This window comes from Halarchaeum nitratireducens, assembly GCF_017874695.1.
Taxonomy (GTDB): Archaea; Halobacteriota; Halobacteria; order Halobacteriales; family Halobacteriaceae; genus Halarchaeum; species Halarchaeum nitratireducens.
Genome location: NZ_JAGIKY010000002.1, coordinates 34220 through 47553, shown reverse-complemented (window position 1 = coordinate 47553; position 13334 = coordinate 34220). Strand labels below are relative to the sequence as shown.

The window sequence follows — 13334 nt, the reverse complement described above, 5'->3', positions numbered from 1 at the left end:
TCGTAGGCAGAGAATGGGAGACGCACCGGACGGGCCGTCCGACGACGGGGACGACGCCGACGGCGAGGACGTCGCCCGCGCCGAGGCGGTGGACGCCGGTTCGACCGAGCCGGACGCCACCGACCTGAGCGAGGGCGACTCGACGGCCTCCGACGGTGCGACGACCGACGGTGACGCCACGAACGCCGACGGCGCCTCCGAGGGCGACTCGACCGACGGCGCGGGCGGCTCGGCTGACAGTGCGGACGGCGCGGCCGACGGCGGCTACGCGGATCCGCCCGACTCGGTCCCGGACACCGGCGATCCGTCCGTTCCCGACGAGGGCCCGACCGTCGCGGACGAGGGCTCCCCGATCGAGGAACACGACGGCGCGGAAACGCCTCCCGCAGAGGAGGAAGGGGGCGTGCTCGGCGGGGCGCCGGAGACCGATCAGGAGCAGCCGATCGCCGTCCACGTCGAGGAGATGGTGCGCCGCCTCGGGATCGTCGTCCTCGTCGCCGGCGTCGTGAGCGCGCTCTGCTTCCCGTGGGGCGACACTCTCATCACGTTCATCTGGGACGGCGTCCTGCCGGCGAGTTCGACCGCGCAACCGCACGTTTACGCGCCGCTCGAACTCATCGTCACGCAGTTCAAGGTCGCCTCCATCGCCGGCGTCGTCGTCGCGCTCCCCGTCATCGTCTACGAGACGTACGCGTTCATGCGCCCCGGTCTCTACCCCCACGAGCGGCGCTACTACCTCGCGGCGATCCCGACCAGCCTCGTGCTCGCCGTCGTCGGCATCGTCTTCGCCTACTTCGTCGTCGTCCCGAGCGTGATGTCGTACTTCCTCTACTACTCGACGAGCGTTGCCAACGCCGCGCTCGCGCTCGGCTCGACGTTCAACCTCATCCTCGTCCTGATGGCGTATCTCGCCATCGTCTTCCAGATCCCGCTGTTCGTCATGCTCGCCATCATGATGGGGCTCACGACGCGGCGGTGGCTCGCCGAACGCCGCCTCCTCTTCTGGGGGGCGTTCGCAGGCGTCGCCTTCCTCGCCACGCCCGACCCGACCGGCGTCGCGCCCGTCGTCGTCGCCGCCACGATGATCGTCCTCTTCGAGGGGACGCTGGGGCTCCTCAGGTGGACCGGGAACTAGACCATCTTTTTGCGCGGAGGGGTCGCGCTCCGCGCGACCCTCGACTCGCAAAAACATGGGTGAAAAAGGCCGAGCGACTTCGTCGCTCGGTGAAACTCGCGCTTCGCGCGAGTACGCTGGACCGCAGACCGAACCGCGACGTTAGCTGTAGCGGATGTGCTGAACGTTGCTGTTCGCGCGAACGAGCGGTCCGAAGGACCCGGTAGTGAGCGCGATTCCCCGCGACGCGTAGCGTCGCGGCCTTTTTCACCCATGTTTTTGGCGCGAGCGGTTCGCCGCAGGCGAACCCGAGCGGGAAAAAGATGGATGTGTCAGTCGTCGGCGTCCGCCGTCTCACTCCCCGACGACACCGATCCCGTCCGATACCCGTGTAGGTCCAGCGTCACGTGCTCGAAGCCGACGTCCGAGAGGTGTTCGCGGGCGGCCGCGGCGAACTCCGTGGTGAGGGCGACGTCGAGTTCCTCGGGGGCGACCTCGATGCGCGCGAGGCCGTCGTGGTCGCGGACGCGGAACTGCTCGAACCCCCAGGTTCGGAGCAGTTTCTCGGCCCTCTCGACGCGCGAGAGCTTCTCCTCGGTGACTTCGAGACCGGTCGGGATACGCGAGGAGAGACACGCCATCGAGGGCTTCTCGGCGACGCTCAGGTCGTATCGCTCGGCGATCTCCCGGACCTCGTCCTTCGTGATATCGGCCGCGCGTAGCGGCGAGTAGGCGTCGAGTTCGTCGACGGCGCGGAGGCCGGGGCGGTGGCTCTCGCCGGGGTCGGAGGCGTTCGTGCCGTCGCAGACGGTGTCGATGCCGAGGTCGCGCGCCGCCGAGAACATCTCGGAGAGGCGCATCGAGCGGCAGTGATAGCAGCGTTCGCCGTCGTTCTCGACGAATTTTGGGTCGTCGAGTTCGCTGAAGGAGACGAGCTCGTGGCGGATCCCGATCTCCTCGGCGACGCGTTTCGCGTCCGCGAGTTCGGCCTCGGGGAGCGTCTCGCTCTTCGCGGTGCAGGCGACGGCGTCGTCGCCGAGCGCGTCGTGCGCGATGGCGGCGACGACGGCGGAGTCGACTCCGCCGCTGAACGCGACGAGCACGCCGTCGCGCTCGGCGAGGGCGTCGCGGGCCGCGTCGAGTTTGGCCTCGACGGTCATGTCTCTCGTCTCCGGTCGCCACCGCCTTCCGTGTACCGGTCAGGCGAGCCGTGACGGGCGTTTTAAGCCGTCGGGGCGCGTCCGAACGCCCGATGTTCGACATCGACGACGTCGCGCGCTGGGTGAGCGGACGCGCCGTCTGGTGGTCGTTCGCGACGCTCGCACTGCTCGTCCTGACGCACGCACTCGTCGGCACGAACGCCACGCTCGGCGTGCTCGGTGTTCCGGGAGCGCTACTCGTCGACGCCGCGACGACGGCGTTCGAGGCGCTCGGCCTCGCGAGCGACGGCGCGACGTGGACGCTCGGTCTCGTACTCGCCTGCTACGTCCCCGCGCTCGTCGTCGGGGCGGTGGTGCGGGCCGTCGGCGCGGCGTGGCGCTGGCGGAAGGCACTGCTCTACCCGGAGGAGTACGCGCACTACTGAGGGCGAGGGCTTTTTTCCGATGCCGCCCGATTCACCGGCGATGGACTTGGAGGACGTGCCCGGCGTCGGCGCGAAGACGGCCGAGCGGCTCCGCGAGCTCGACGACCCGGCGGGGGCGCTCGAACGCGAGGACGTCGCCGCCGTGGCGTCCGCGCCCGGGATCTCGACCGGACGCGCGGCGCGCATCGTCCGCGGCGCGATCCGAGCGCGCCACGACGATCCCGGCGGGTTCCTCGCCACCGACCGCGCCCGCGAGGTGTACGACGCGGTGCTCGGGCTGTTGCAGGAGCGCGCGACGACGACGTACGCGGAGCACCGCCTGGCGACGCTCTACCCGACGGCGTCGGCCTCGCGGATCGAGGAGGTCGCGGCGTTCGCCGAGCGGGCGCACGAGCGGTCGCTCGACCCCTCGGTGGCGGAGGCGCTCGCGGACGTCGAGCCGATCGAGCGGCCGGACGACGTCACCGTCCGGGATCGCTGTCTCGCCACCGCCGACGCCGAGACGTATCAGGCGGCGACGGCGGCGTTCCCGAAGCTCCCCGTGGAGATCGTCGACGACGCGCGCGGGCTCGCGGACCTCGCGCGCGGCTACTCGTCGGTGGTCGCGCTCGACGAGGCGTTCGCGGGCGTCGCCATCGAGGGGGACGTGACGGTCGACCCGAGCGCGTTCGACCACCCGGCGGAGCACATCCCGGAGCGCGCGCTCGCGTTCTTCGCGACGAATCGCGCGTCGCTGCGCGCGGCCGCCGCCGTCCACCGACGCGCGGGCGTCGACGCGCCGCTCGACCTCGACGAGCTGGAGGACGCGCTCGACGACCTCGCGGCGGACGGGAGCGTCGCGGGCGACGAGGAGCTGGAGCGATTGAACGTCGCCGTCGACGACCTCGACGCCGCGGTCTCGACCGCCGAGTCGGTGGCGAACGACCGGCTGCGGGCGGCGATCGAGGAGCGGGACGTCACCATCGAGGGCGCGGACCTCCTCTCGCTCGTCGAACGCGGCGCGGGGGTCGACTCGCTGCTCTCGCGCGAGCTCGCCGACGAGTACGCGGCGGCGGTGGCGGCGGCGCGCGAGCACGTCCGCGACGCGCTCGCGCTCCGGAACGACGAGGCCGAGCGCGCGGTGCGGATCTTCGGCGACGAGCCGACGTATCCCGTCGAGCGCCGCGATGAGGCAGTCTCGCGGCTGCGGGAGGCGCTCGTCGCCGAACGCGATCGGCGCGCGGCCAAACGCAAGCGCGACCTCGCGGGGCGGCTCGCGGACCTGAGAGCGGGTGCGAGCGTGCTCGTGCGGGACGCCCTCGAGCTGGACGTCGAGCTCGCCGTCGCGCGCTTCTGCGCGGACTTCGACTGCACGCCCGCGGAGCGCGGCGGCGTGGGCTTCGAGATCGAGGGCGGGCGCTCGCCGCTGCTCGACGTACCGTTCAACGACGTCGAGCCGGTCGACTACGCGGTGGACGGCGTCGCGCTCCTCTCCGGGGTGAACTCGGGCGGGAAGACGAGCACCCTCGACCTCGTCGCCGTCGTCGTCGTGCTCGCGCACATGGGACTGCCGGTGCCCGCCGAGTCGGCGCGCGTCCCCGCGGTGGAGGAGCTCCACTACCACGCGAAGAGCCAGGGGACGCTCGACGCCGGGGCCTTCGAGTCGACGCTGCGCGACTTCGCGGCGCTCACGCGGGGCGCGGACGCGAAGTGCGTGCTCGTCGACGAGCTGGAGTCGATCACCGAGCCGGGCGCGTCCGCGAAGATCGTCGCGGGCATCCTCGAAGCGCTCCACGGCGCGGGCGCGACGGGCGTCTTCGTCTCCCACCTCGCGGGCGAGATCCGCGACGCCGCGGAGTACGAGGTCGACGTGGACGGGATCCGGGCGGTCGGTCTGAAGGACGGCGAGCTCGTCGTCGAGCGCTCGCCGGTGAAGGACCTGCTCGCGCGCTCGACCCCGGAGCTCATCGTCGAAAAGCTCGCCGGCGAAGCGGACGACGCGGCGTTCTACGAGGACCTGCTGGCGAAGTTCAACGGGGACGGACCGTGAGGGGCGTCGGGAAAGCGGGGTGATGCGGCGGCGGCGATCGCCCGCGAAGGCTTATGTGGCGTGCGGACCCACGTCACGGCGATGGCCGACGACTCGGACGGGATGCTGTCGTGGGACGAGTCGGTGTTCCGCGACGAGCACGTCTTCGAGATCGACTACGTGCCCGAGGCGTTCCGTCACCGCGAGTCGCAACTCCAGACGCTCCAGTACGCCCTCCGCCCCGCCGTCCGGGGGAACCGACCGCTGAACGCCATCGTCCGCGGGCCCCCGGGGACGGGTAAGACCACGGCGATCCAGAAGCTCTTCGGCGAGCTCGGCGGGCAGCCGGGCGTCCGGCCCGTCCGCGTCAACTGCCAGGTGGACGGGACGCGCTACGGCGTCTTCTCGCGGGTGTTCCAGTCGATCTTCGACTACGAACCGCCCTCGTCCGGGGTGTCGTTCAAGAAGCTCTTCGGGCAGGTCGCGGACCGCCTCGTTGACGAGGAGGAGGTGCTCGTCGTCGCGCTCGACGACGTCAACTACCTCTTCTACGAGAACGAGGCGAGCGATACGCTCTACTCGCTGTTGCGCGCCCACGAGACGCATCCGGGGGCGAAGGTCGGGGTCGTCCTCGTCTCCTCGGACACCGACCTCGACGTCGTGGAAGCCTTGGACGGGCGCGTTCAGTCCGTCTTCCGGCCGGAGGAGGCGTACTTCCCGATCTACGACCGCGAGGAGGTGGCGGACATCCTCGGTGAGCGCGTCCGCGTCGGCTTCCGCGACGGCGCGCTCCCGATGAGCGTCCTTGATCGGGTGGCAGAGCAGACCGCCGAGGCGGGTGACCTCCGCGTCGGCATCGACATGCTGCGCCGCGCCGGCCTCCACGCGGAATCGCGGGCCTCCGAGACGGTCTCGATCGAGGACATCGAGGCGGTGAGCGAGCGCGCGCGCAACCACCGGCTCACGCGCGACATCGAAGCGCTGAGCGACGTCGAGCGCGCCCTCCTCGAAACGGTCGCGGCGCACGACGGCGACCGGGCGGGGGACGTCTACGACGCGTTCGCCGAGCGGACGGACCTGGGGTACACGCGGTACACCGAGCTCGTGAACAAGCTCGACCGACTCGACCTCATCGACGCGCGCTACGAGAGCCTCGAGGGGCGCGGACGCTCGCGGACGCTGACGCTCGCACACGACGCCGACGCCGTCGAGCGCCGGCTGTAGTGGAGGAGAGTGAACGATTCGGGTTCGGCCCCTTCGGACCGTTTTTGGGCTCCCGGTCGTAGGTGGCGGGTATGAAGCGCACTGGCGGGGGCGAGACGGCGAAACGACACGCTGGCGAGCGGGCGGCGGAGGCGGTCGACGACGGCGACGTCGTCGGCCTCGGAACGGGGAGTACGGCGGCGCACGCGATCCGCACGCTCGGGCGTCGGGTGGACGCCGGCCTCGACGTGACGGGCGTGGCGACGAGCTTCCAATCGCGCGAGCTCGCCCGCGAGGTCGGCGTCCCCCTGACGACGCTGGACGACGTCGAGAGCGTCGACGTCGCCATCGACGGCGCCGACCAGTTCGACCGGGCGACCGGCGCGCTGATCAAGGGCGGCGGCGCGGCGCACGCCCGCGAGAAAGTGGTCGACGCCTCCGCGGACCGGTTCCTGGTCGTCGCGGACCCGACGAAGGCCGCGCGCGGACTCGACGCCCCGGTCCCGATCGAGGTGCTCCCGTCCGCCCGCCGGCCCGTCGAGGCCGCGCTGGACGACCTCGGTGGCGAGCCGACGCTCCGCGCCGCGGTGCACAAGGACGGACCGGTGGTGACGGACAACGGGAACCTCGTGCTCGACTGTGCGTTCGGCGCGCTCGCCAACCCGGACGCGCTCGCGGTCGATATCGCGGGTATCCCGGGCGTCGTCGCGCACGGCCTGTTCGTCGGCCTCGCCGACGCGGTGCTGGTGGGAACGGACGACGGCGTCGAGCGATACGACTACGCGGTCGAATAAAACGGAGGAACGGAGAGGTCTGGTTTACAGGTCGCGCGGCTGAACGGTCTTGCGACCGTTCTCCTCGGCGCGGCGGGCGGCGTCGTCGAGGAGGTCCTCGACCTTCTCGTCGAGCGCATCGTAGAAGTCGGACGCGACGTTCTTCTCCTCGAGCGCTTCCTTCACGGCGGCCTTAACGATGAGGTCTGCCATACGGCGTTTGCTTTACTTGCCTTGTTAATAAGGCTTCCCATAAACTGACGTGAGAGGGGCTTCTGTCCGGGGATCGGGAAGCGAAACCCACCTGTATTTGGGGGGCGACGGGTCGTTTATGCGTGACGTGCTCGAACGGCTCGCGGCCGGCGAGCTGTCGGTCGCGGAAGCCGAGGCCGAGCTCGCGGGGTACGCGACGACGGACGCGGGGCGGTTCGACGCCGCCCGAGAGACCCGTCGCGGCGTCTCGGAGGCGATTCTCGCCGAGGGCAAGACCCCGGCGGAGGTCGGCGCGCTCGCCGCGACCGCGGTGGAGACGGCCGGCCGCGCGCTCGTCACGCGCGCTGACGACGAGCGGCGGGCCGCGGTCCGCGCGGCGATGGCGGAAGAACACCCCGACGCCGACGTGACCGTGGACGAGCGCGCACGGGTGGTCGTCGCCCACGCGCCGGCGTTCGAGCCGCCCGCGTTGGACGCCACTGTCGGCCTCGTCTCGGGCGGGACGAGCGACGCCGCGGCGCTGGGGGAGGCCGACGCCGTGGCGACGGAGATGGGGGCGCGAACGATGCGGGTCGAGGACGTCGGCGTCGCCAGCATCGCACGCCTCCTCGATCGGGTCGACGAACTGCGCGCGTGCGACGTCGTCGTCGTCGCCGCCGGGAGGGAGGGCGCGCTTCCGACCGTCGTCGCCGGACTGCTCGACGCGCCCGTGATCGGGCTGCCCGTCTCCACGGGATACGGCCACGGCGGACGCGGCGAGGCCGCGATGCTCGGGATGTTGCAGTCCTGTACGGTACTGTCGGCCGTGAACGTCGACGCGGGATTCGTCGCGGGCGCACAGGCCGGCCTGATCGCCCGGCGGATCGCGGCGGCGCGCGCGGAGTGACGACGAGCGAAACGGTCAATCCGACGCGGCGGGGAGTAGGCGACGTGCACTACGTCTACGTCCTCGAATGTGCCGACGGAAGTCTCTACACGGGGTACACGACGGACGTCGAGCGCCGCGTGCGAGAGCACGACGCCGGCGAGGGTGCGAAATACACGCGCGGGCGGACGCCGGTGGAACTCCGACACACCGAGGCGTACGAGACCAAGAGCGCGGCGATGAGCCGGGAGTACGAGATCAAGCAGTTCTCGCGGGCGCGAAAGGAGCGCCTGATCGAGTAGCGACGCGCGTTACTCGGGTTTCAGGCCGCCGTCCTGGACGCGCATGATCGCCTCGCCATCCGCGAGGTTCGGCGCGTCGACGAGCCGAACGATCCGCTTGTCCCCCTTGGACTTGCGGAGGTAGATGCGGAACGTGGAGGTGTGTCCGAGGATGTTCCCGCCGATGGGCTTCGTCGGGTCGCCGAAGAACGAGTCGGGGTTCGACTGGACCTGGTTCGTGATGACGACCGCGGTGTTGTGGAGGTCGCCGATCCGCAGGAGGTCGTGGAGGTGCTTGTTGAGCTTCTGCTGGCGGTCGGCGAGTTCGCCCCGACCGACGTACTCCGCGCGGAAGTGCGCGGTGAGCGAGTCGACGCAGAGCAGGCGGACCGGCCAGTCGGTGTCCTCGTTCTCCTGGGCGACCTCCTTGGCCTTCTCGGAGAGGAGGATCTGGTGGTTGGAGTTGAACGCCTTGGCGACGTGGATCTTGTCGAGGACGCGCTGGACGAGTTCGTCGAGGTCCGCGTCGTCGGTCGGATCGCCCTCCTCGATACCGTGGAGTTCCATGGTGTCGGCGAGGACGTCGTCGTCGAGGCCGCGCACCATGTCGTCGATCCGCTCGGGGCGGAAGGTGTCCTCGGAGTCGACGAAGATGGCGGATCCTTCGAGGCCGCCGTGCTCCTCGGGGAGCTGGACGGTGACGGAGAGCTGGTGGGTCACCTGGGACTTCCCAGCGCCGAACTCGCCGTACACCTCGGTGATGGACTGCGTCTCGACGCCGCCGCCGAGGAGGTCGTCGACCTCGGGGACGCCCCACGTGAGTTTGCCGATCTGTTCGCGGCGTTCGAGGACGGACGTGCCGCTCTCGAAGCCGCCGATGTCCGCGTGTTTTCGCGCGCTCTGGATGATGTCGCTGGCGCTGGACTCGCCGACGTCACCGGTGTTGGAGAGCTCGCCGGGACTGGCGACGGCGATGCTCTGGAAGGAATCGTAGCCGGCGTCACGGAGCTTCTCGGCGGTCGCGGGGCCGACGCCGGAGAGCTCCTCGAGGTCTACATCGGGCATGTACCCCTCCGTTGTGCGCCCGTGGGGATAAACCCTCGTACACAGGAGGGTGAAAGTGAAACTACGAGGCGTGAACCGGTCGCTCGTCGGGTCGAGGCGAACGTTCAAGCGAGAAGAGCAGATCCGCTACTCCCAGGGGTGGCCACCGGGGGCGTCGGACCAGAGAGGGTACCAGTACGCGGTGTCGGATTCGACGTCGAGTTCCCCGTCGAGGACGGATTGGAGCGTCACCTCGGTGCTCGAATCACGCTCGTGATCGCCGGCGGGCGCGAACGGGTAGAACGACCCGCGCTTGAACGAGTAGACCCAGTAGATCGGGCGACCGCCGTCGAGGGGATCGAACGGGAAGACGGCGGCGAGGAGCCGATCGCCGTAGCCGCGGTCGGCGAGCGTGTCCGCGGCGACGTAGAGTTCGGTCGTGAGGTCGGTGATGTCGTCGCGGTCGACGACGGCCCACGTGTAGCCGTGATCGTCCGTGCGGATCTCGCTAAACCCCCCGCCCTCCAGGACGTCCTCGACGTCGCGGAGGGTGCTCCGGAAGTCCGTCGAGTCCATGGCGGAGAGACAGAGGCCGGCCCGATCGGCGGGTCGGTAGTCGAGATCGGCCTCCATCGTGACGGACGCCGCGTTCAACTGGAAGAAGTCCTCGGGGTCCGCGGGTCGCGTCGCGTCCGCCTCGGCGCTGAGACCGAGGACGTCACGGACGGTGTCGAAGAGCCCCATCACGCGCTCGTTCGGGTCTCCATCTCGCGTTCCAGCGCGCGGAGGCGTTCGACGCGCTTCTCGGTCGACGGGTGCGTGCTGAACAGTTTGGTGAGCGTCCCCCCCGAGAGCGGGATGATGAAGAACGCGTTCATCTCGGCCTGCTCGCGCATGTCCTCCGTCGGCACGCGGTCCATCCGGCCGTCGATCTTGAGCAGCGCGGAGGCGAGCGCCGCGGGGTTGCCACAGATGAGCGCCCCGCCGCGGTCCGCGGCGTACTCCCGGTAGCGGCTGAGCGCGCGGATGAGCAGGTAGGAGACGATCCAGACGACGAGCGAGACGACGATGGCGACCCACACCGGCGCGGCGTTCCGGTCGCGGCTGTTGCCGCCGAAGAGCCACCCCCAGCGCACGATGACGAACGCGATCGTCGAGAGGAACGACGCGACGGTCATCACCGCCATGTCGCGGTGTTTGATGTGCGCGAGTTCGTGCGCGAGGACGCCCGCGAGCTCCTCGTCGTTCAGCGTCTCGAGCAGGCCGGTCGTGACGCAGACCGCGGCGTGGTTCTTCGAGCGCCCCGTGGCGAACGCGTTCGGGACGCGCGAGTCGACGACGGCGACATCGGGTTTCGGGAGGTCCGCGCCCTGCGCGAGTCGTCCCACGGTACCGTGTAAGTGAGGGTACTCGTCCTCCGTGACCTCGCGTGCGCCCATGCTCCAGAGCGTGAGCCGATCGCTGAAGAAGTACTGGACGATCGAGAACCCCCCGATGAAGAGCGCCATCAAGAGGAGACCGCCGCCGAGGTACGTGACGAGCGCTCCCGCGAAGACGAGGTAGAGGACGAACAGCAGGACCATCGTCAGGACCATCCGGGCCCGCAGGCCCCAGTCCGTGTGCCACTCCATACACTCGACGTTGGCGACGTGAGACTAAAAGCCGTCCCCACGGTGGATCGGTGACGGGAGACCACCGCCGGTGTCGGTAGAGACGCGGACGCCACTCGCGCCGGCACCGTGGACGACGCGGCGAGCAACGGGGCGCGACGGCGAGCGAAACGGCGGCCAGTCCCGTGGCGCCGTGCTCGAAGCGGGGCGCCACCGAGGGCGGACACGGAAGGGCCGAGTTTAACCGTTCTCGCGCCGTATTCGGGCCAACATGAGCGATGCCGTTTTCTGCCCGCGCTGTGGCGATCCCGCCCCCGAGGGGGCGACGGGGCACACTCGCCGCGAGCGGGCGCTCTGCAACGACTGCTACTTCGAGGACTTCGACCTCGTCGATCGGCCCGACCGCGTGGAGGTAACGGTCTGCGCGCACTGCGGGGCCGTCGAACGCGACAACCGCTGGGAGGACGTCGGCGCGCGCGACTACACGGACGTCGCCATCGAGTCCGTCTCGGAAGCGCTCGGCGTCCACGTCGACGCGGAGGACGTCTCGTGGGGCGTCGACCCCGAGCAGGTCGACGAGACGACGATCCGGATGCACTGTCAGTTCTCCGGCGTCGTCCGCGGCGAACCCCGCGTCGAGGAGTTCACCGTTCCGGTGAAGATCGGGAGGCAGACCTGTCAGCGATGCGGTCGGATCGCGGGCGACTATTACGCGAGCGTCGTGCAGGTACGCGCCGTCGGGGATCGGACGCCGACGAGCGAGGAGACGGGGCGCGCCCGGGAGATCGCCGAGGAGATCACCGATTCGATGGAGGCCACCGGCGATCGGAACGCGTTCGTTACGGAGGTCTCGGAGAAGCCCGAGGGCCTCGATCTCAAGCTCTCCGACACCAAGATCGGCAAGAACGTCGCGCGAAAGCTCACGGAGGAGCTCGGCGGAGCGTACGACTCCTCGGAGACGCTCGTGACGGAGGACGAGGACGGCAACGAGGTGTATCGGGTGACGTTCGCCGTTCGGCTCCCGGCGTTCGTTCCCGGCGACGTCATCGACCTCGCGGACGACGACGGGGGGCCGGTGCTCGTGCGCTCCGTGCAGGGGAACCTGAAGGGCGTGCGCCTGACGACCGGCGAGCCCTACGAGGCGAATCACGAGGTCGGGGACGCCCCCGAGGCCCGGAAGCTCGGGACGCGGGAGGACGCGGCGGAGACGACGCTCGTCGCCGTCGAGGACGAGAACGCCGTGCAGGTCCTCGACCCCGAGACGTACGCGTCCGTGACGGTCGCGCGTCCGGACTACCTCGACACGGACGACGCCGAGGTACCGGTGCTGAAATCGTGCGCGGGTCTCCACGTCCTGCCGTCGTGAACGCGCTCGCCGTCGTCGTTCCGAAGACCGAGACCGAGGCGAAACTCGACGGCCTCGAAGCCGAGGGGGTCTACGACGACGCCCGGAGGGTCACGGCGCACGACGCCGAGCGCGTCGAGTTGCCCGTCCTCGCCGAACCGCGCGCGACGACGTTCGACGCCCTGATCGAGCAGGACGACCCCGCGTTCAGGACGGCGGGCCTCGACGACCGCCTCCGCGAGCGCGGGTGGGACGAGGAGGCGATCGCGGCCGCGCCGTCGTCGTGGGCGGTGGTCGGTGACGTCGTCCTCGTCACGTTCCCGGACGGCTACGACCCGGCCGACAGGACGACCGTCGGCGAGGTCCTCCTCGACCTCCACGGCGAGGCCGAGACGGTGCTCGCGCGCGACGGCGTGCGCGGCGAGGCGCGCGAGCCCGCGGTGACGGTCGTCGCGGGGAGCGGCGACACGGAGACGATCCACACCGAGCACGGCACGAAGTACGCCCTCGACCTCGCGGAAGTCATGTTCTCGCCGGGCAACAAGGCCGAGCGGGCCCGGATGGGCGAGGTCGTGCGCGAGGGCGAGCGCGTCCTCGACATGTTCGCCGGCGTGGGGTATTTCGCGCTCCCGATGGCGCGCGCCGGCGCGAGCGTGACCGCCGTCGAGCGGAACCCGACCGCCTTCCGATACCTCGCGGAGAACGCCCAGTTGAACGGCGTCGCGGGGCGCGTCGAGTGCGTGCTCGGCGACTGCCGCGAGTACGAGAGCGTCGACCCCGTCGAGCGCGTCGTGATGGGGTACTACGACAGCCTCGGCGGATACAGCGCGGGGCGAAGCGACGCGGCGGCCGACGCGCCGGCGGGCGGCGACCGCGGGGCGACGAGCGGCACAGAGCCGGGCGAAGCTGCGGACGGACGCGAGATGAGCGGACGTGCAGGAGACGAGAGCGAGTGGGATGGGCGTGCAGGGGGCGAACGTGGGAGAGGCGGGGGAACCGACCCGCGAAGCGACTACCTCGCGGCGGCGCTCGACGCCCTCGACGGGTCGGGGACGGTGCACGTCCACACGGCGTGTCCCGAGGGGCTGTTCCCCGCGCGGTCGATCGAGTGCGTCCGCGCGGTCTGCGACGAGCGCGGTGTCGGCGTCTCGAACGTCGAATCGCGCGTCGTGAAGACGCACAGCGAGGGCGTCGTTCACGGCGTGCTGGACGCCACGATCGGCGATGGGTGAGGGCGAACGCCACGTCTGGCTCGCGCTCCTGTTGGCGCTGCTCGTCGTCGGCGCGGCGGTC

General features: G+C 70.5%; 14 protein-coding genes. 9 read left to right on the top strand and 5 right to left on the bottom strand.

The features are described 5' to 3' along the window. Positions 1-13 precede the first annotated feature (13 nt). Entirely contained in the window at positions 14-1135 is a 1122-nt protein-coding gene (gene tatC, locus J2754_RS02260) for a twin-arginine translocase subunit TatC (RefSeq protein WP_211086567.1), read from the top strand. A gap of 311 nt (positions 1136-1446) precedes the next feature. Here tatC and larE read toward each other — a convergent pair whose 3' ends face one another. Next, positions 1447-2274, bottom strand: coding sequence for an ATP-dependent sacrificial sulfur transferase LarE (gene larE / locus J2754_RS02255; protein ID WP_188877428.1), 828 nt, complete (start codon positions 2272-2274; stop codon positions 1447-1449). Between the two features lie 92 nt (positions 2275-2366). On the opposite strand from larE, the gene J2754_RS02250 reads away from it, so the two are divergent. The 4 genes from J2754_RS02250 (at position 2367) to rpiA (ending at position 6704) form a co-directional block, all read left to right on the top strand. Next, positions 2367-2699 (top strand): hypothetical protein, encoded by a 333-nt coding sequence (locus J2754_RS02250; protein ID WP_188877426.1) that lies wholly within the window; start codon positions 2367-2369, stop codon positions 2697-2699. Positions 2700-2739: 40 nt separating this feature from the next. Beyond that, positions 2740-4728 carry a MutS-related protein gene (locus tag J2754_RS02245; protein WP_211086566.1) on the top strand — a complete coding sequence of 663 codons (1989 nt, stop codon included), beginning with the start codon at positions 2740-2742 and terminating at the stop codon, positions 4726-4728. 81 nt (positions 4729-4809) lie between these two features. Continuing rightward, the gene (locus tag J2754_RS02240) at positions 4810-5931 is read left to right on the top strand and encodes an ORC1-type DNA replication protein (protein ID WP_211086565.1); all 1122 of its coding nucleotides are present in this window, start codon (positions 4810-4812) and stop codon (positions 5929-5931) included. Positions 5932-6002: 71 nt separating this feature from the next. Then, positions 6003-6704, top strand: a complete 702-nt coding sequence (rpiA, locus tag J2754_RS02235; protein WP_211086564.1) for a ribose-5-phosphate isomerase RpiA — start codon at positions 6003-6005, stop codon at positions 6702-6704. A 24-nt stretch (positions 6705-6728) separates the two neighbouring features. On the opposite strand, the gene J2754_RS02230 is transcribed toward rpiA, so the two are convergent. Beyond that, on the bottom strand, positions 6729-6896 hold the full coding sequence (locus J2754_RS02230) for a DUF1931 family protein (RefSeq protein ID WP_020222877.1): 168 nt from the start codon (positions 6894-6896) through the stop codon (positions 6729-6731). Between the two features lie 118 nt (positions 6897-7014). Here J2754_RS02230 and larB point away from each other — a divergent pair, with 118 nt between their 5' ends. Next, positions 7015-7782, top strand: coding sequence for a nickel pincer cofactor biosynthesis protein LarB (larB, locus tag J2754_RS02225; protein ID WP_211086563.1), 768 nt, complete (start codon positions 7015-7017; stop codon positions 7780-7782). A gap of 44 nt (positions 7783-7826) precedes the next feature. After that, complete coding sequence (locus J2754_RS02220; RefSeq protein WP_188877420.1) at positions 7827-8063, top strand: GIY-YIG nuclease family protein; 237 nt, start codon at positions 7827-7829, stop codon at positions 8061-8063. Between the two features lie 9 nt (positions 8064-8072). On the opposite strand, the gene radA is transcribed toward J2754_RS02220, so the two are convergent. The 3 genes from radA to htpX all read right to left on the bottom strand — a co-directional run bounded on the left by radA (position 8073) and on the right by htpX (position 10717). Beyond that, complete coding sequence (gene radA, locus J2754_RS02215; protein WP_211086562.1) at positions 8073-9107, bottom strand: DNA repair and recombination protein RadA; 1035 nt, start codon at positions 9105-9107, stop codon at positions 8073-8075. A gap of 126 nt (positions 9108-9233) precedes the next feature. Further along, positions 9234-9830: a PspA-associated protein PspAB gene (gene pspAB, locus J2754_RS02210; protein WP_188877416.1), complete on the bottom strand. Its 597-nt coding sequence runs from the start codon at positions 9828-9830 to the stop codon at positions 9234-9236. Further along, on the bottom strand, positions 9830-10717 hold the full coding sequence (gene htpX, locus J2754_RS02205) for a zinc metalloprotease HtpX (RefSeq protein ID WP_211086561.1): 888 nt from the start codon (positions 10715-10717) through the stop codon (positions 9830-9832). Before htpX ends, pspAB begins: the two co-directional genes overlap by 1 nt. A 250-nt stretch (positions 10718-10967) precedes the next feature. Here htpX and J2754_RS02200 point away from each other — a divergent pair, with 250 nt between their 5' ends. Together J2754_RS02200 and J2754_RS02195 are read left to right on the top strand one after the other, a co-directional pair. Beyond that, positions 10968-12062, top strand: a complete 1095-nt coding sequence (locus tag J2754_RS02200) for a 60S ribosomal export protein NMD3 (RefSeq protein WP_211086560.1) — start codon at positions 10968-10970, stop codon at positions 12060-12062. Next, a complete protein-coding gene (locus tag J2754_RS02195; protein WP_342590099.1) occupies positions 12059-13273 on the top strand; it encodes a class I SAM-dependent methyltransferase in 1215 nt (404 codons plus the stop codon). The genes J2754_RS02200 and J2754_RS02195 overlap by 4 nt, the downstream gene beginning before the upstream one ends. The last annotated feature ends 61 nt before the right edge of the window (positions 13274-13334 follow it).

Coding starts and splice junctions, on each gene's coding strand:
- larE (WP_188877428.1), bottom strand. CDS start 2,274: ATGACCGTCGAGGCCAAACTCGACGCGGCCCGCGACGCCCTCGCCGAG.
- J2754_RS02200 (WP_211086560.1), top strand. CDS start 10,968: ATGAGCGATGCCGTTTTCTGCCCGCGCTGTGGCGATCCCGCCCCCGAG.
- htpX (WP_211086561.1), bottom strand. CDS start 10,717: ATGGAGTGGCACACGGACTGGGGCCTGCGGGCCCGGATGGTCCTGACG.
- J2754_RS02230 (WP_020222877.1), bottom strand. CDS start 6,896: ATGGCAGACCTCATCGTTAAGGCCGCCGTGAAGGAAGCGCTCGAGGAG.
- J2754_RS02240 (WP_211086565.1), top strand. CDS start 4,810: ATGGCCGACGACTCGGACGGGATGCTGTCGTGGGACGAGTCGGTGTTC.
- J2754_RS02245 (WP_211086566.1), top strand. CDS start 2,740: ATGGACTTGGAGGACGTGCCCGGCGTCGGCGCGAAGACGGCCGAGCGG.
- J2754_RS02250 (WP_188877426.1), top strand. CDS start 2,367: ATGTTCGACATCGACGACGTCGCGCGCTGGGTGAGCGGACGCGCCGTC.
- larB (WP_211086563.1), top strand. CDS start 7,015: ATGCGTGACGTGCTCGAACGGCTCGCGGCCGGCGAGCTGTCGGTCGCG.
- radA (WP_211086562.1), bottom strand. CDS start 9,107: ATGCCCGATGTAGACCTCGAGGAGCTCTCCGGCGTCGGCCCCGCGACC.
- rpiA (WP_211086564.1), top strand. CDS start 6,003: ATGAAGCGCACTGGCGGGGGCGAGACGGCGAAACGACACGCTGGCGAG.
- pspAB (WP_188877416.1), bottom strand. CDS start 9,830: ATGGGGCTCTTCGACACCGTCCGTGACGTCCTCGGTCTCAGCGCCGAG.
- tatC (WP_211086567.1), top strand. CDS start 14: ATGGGAGACGCACCGGACGGGCCGTCCGACGACGGGGACGACGCCGAC.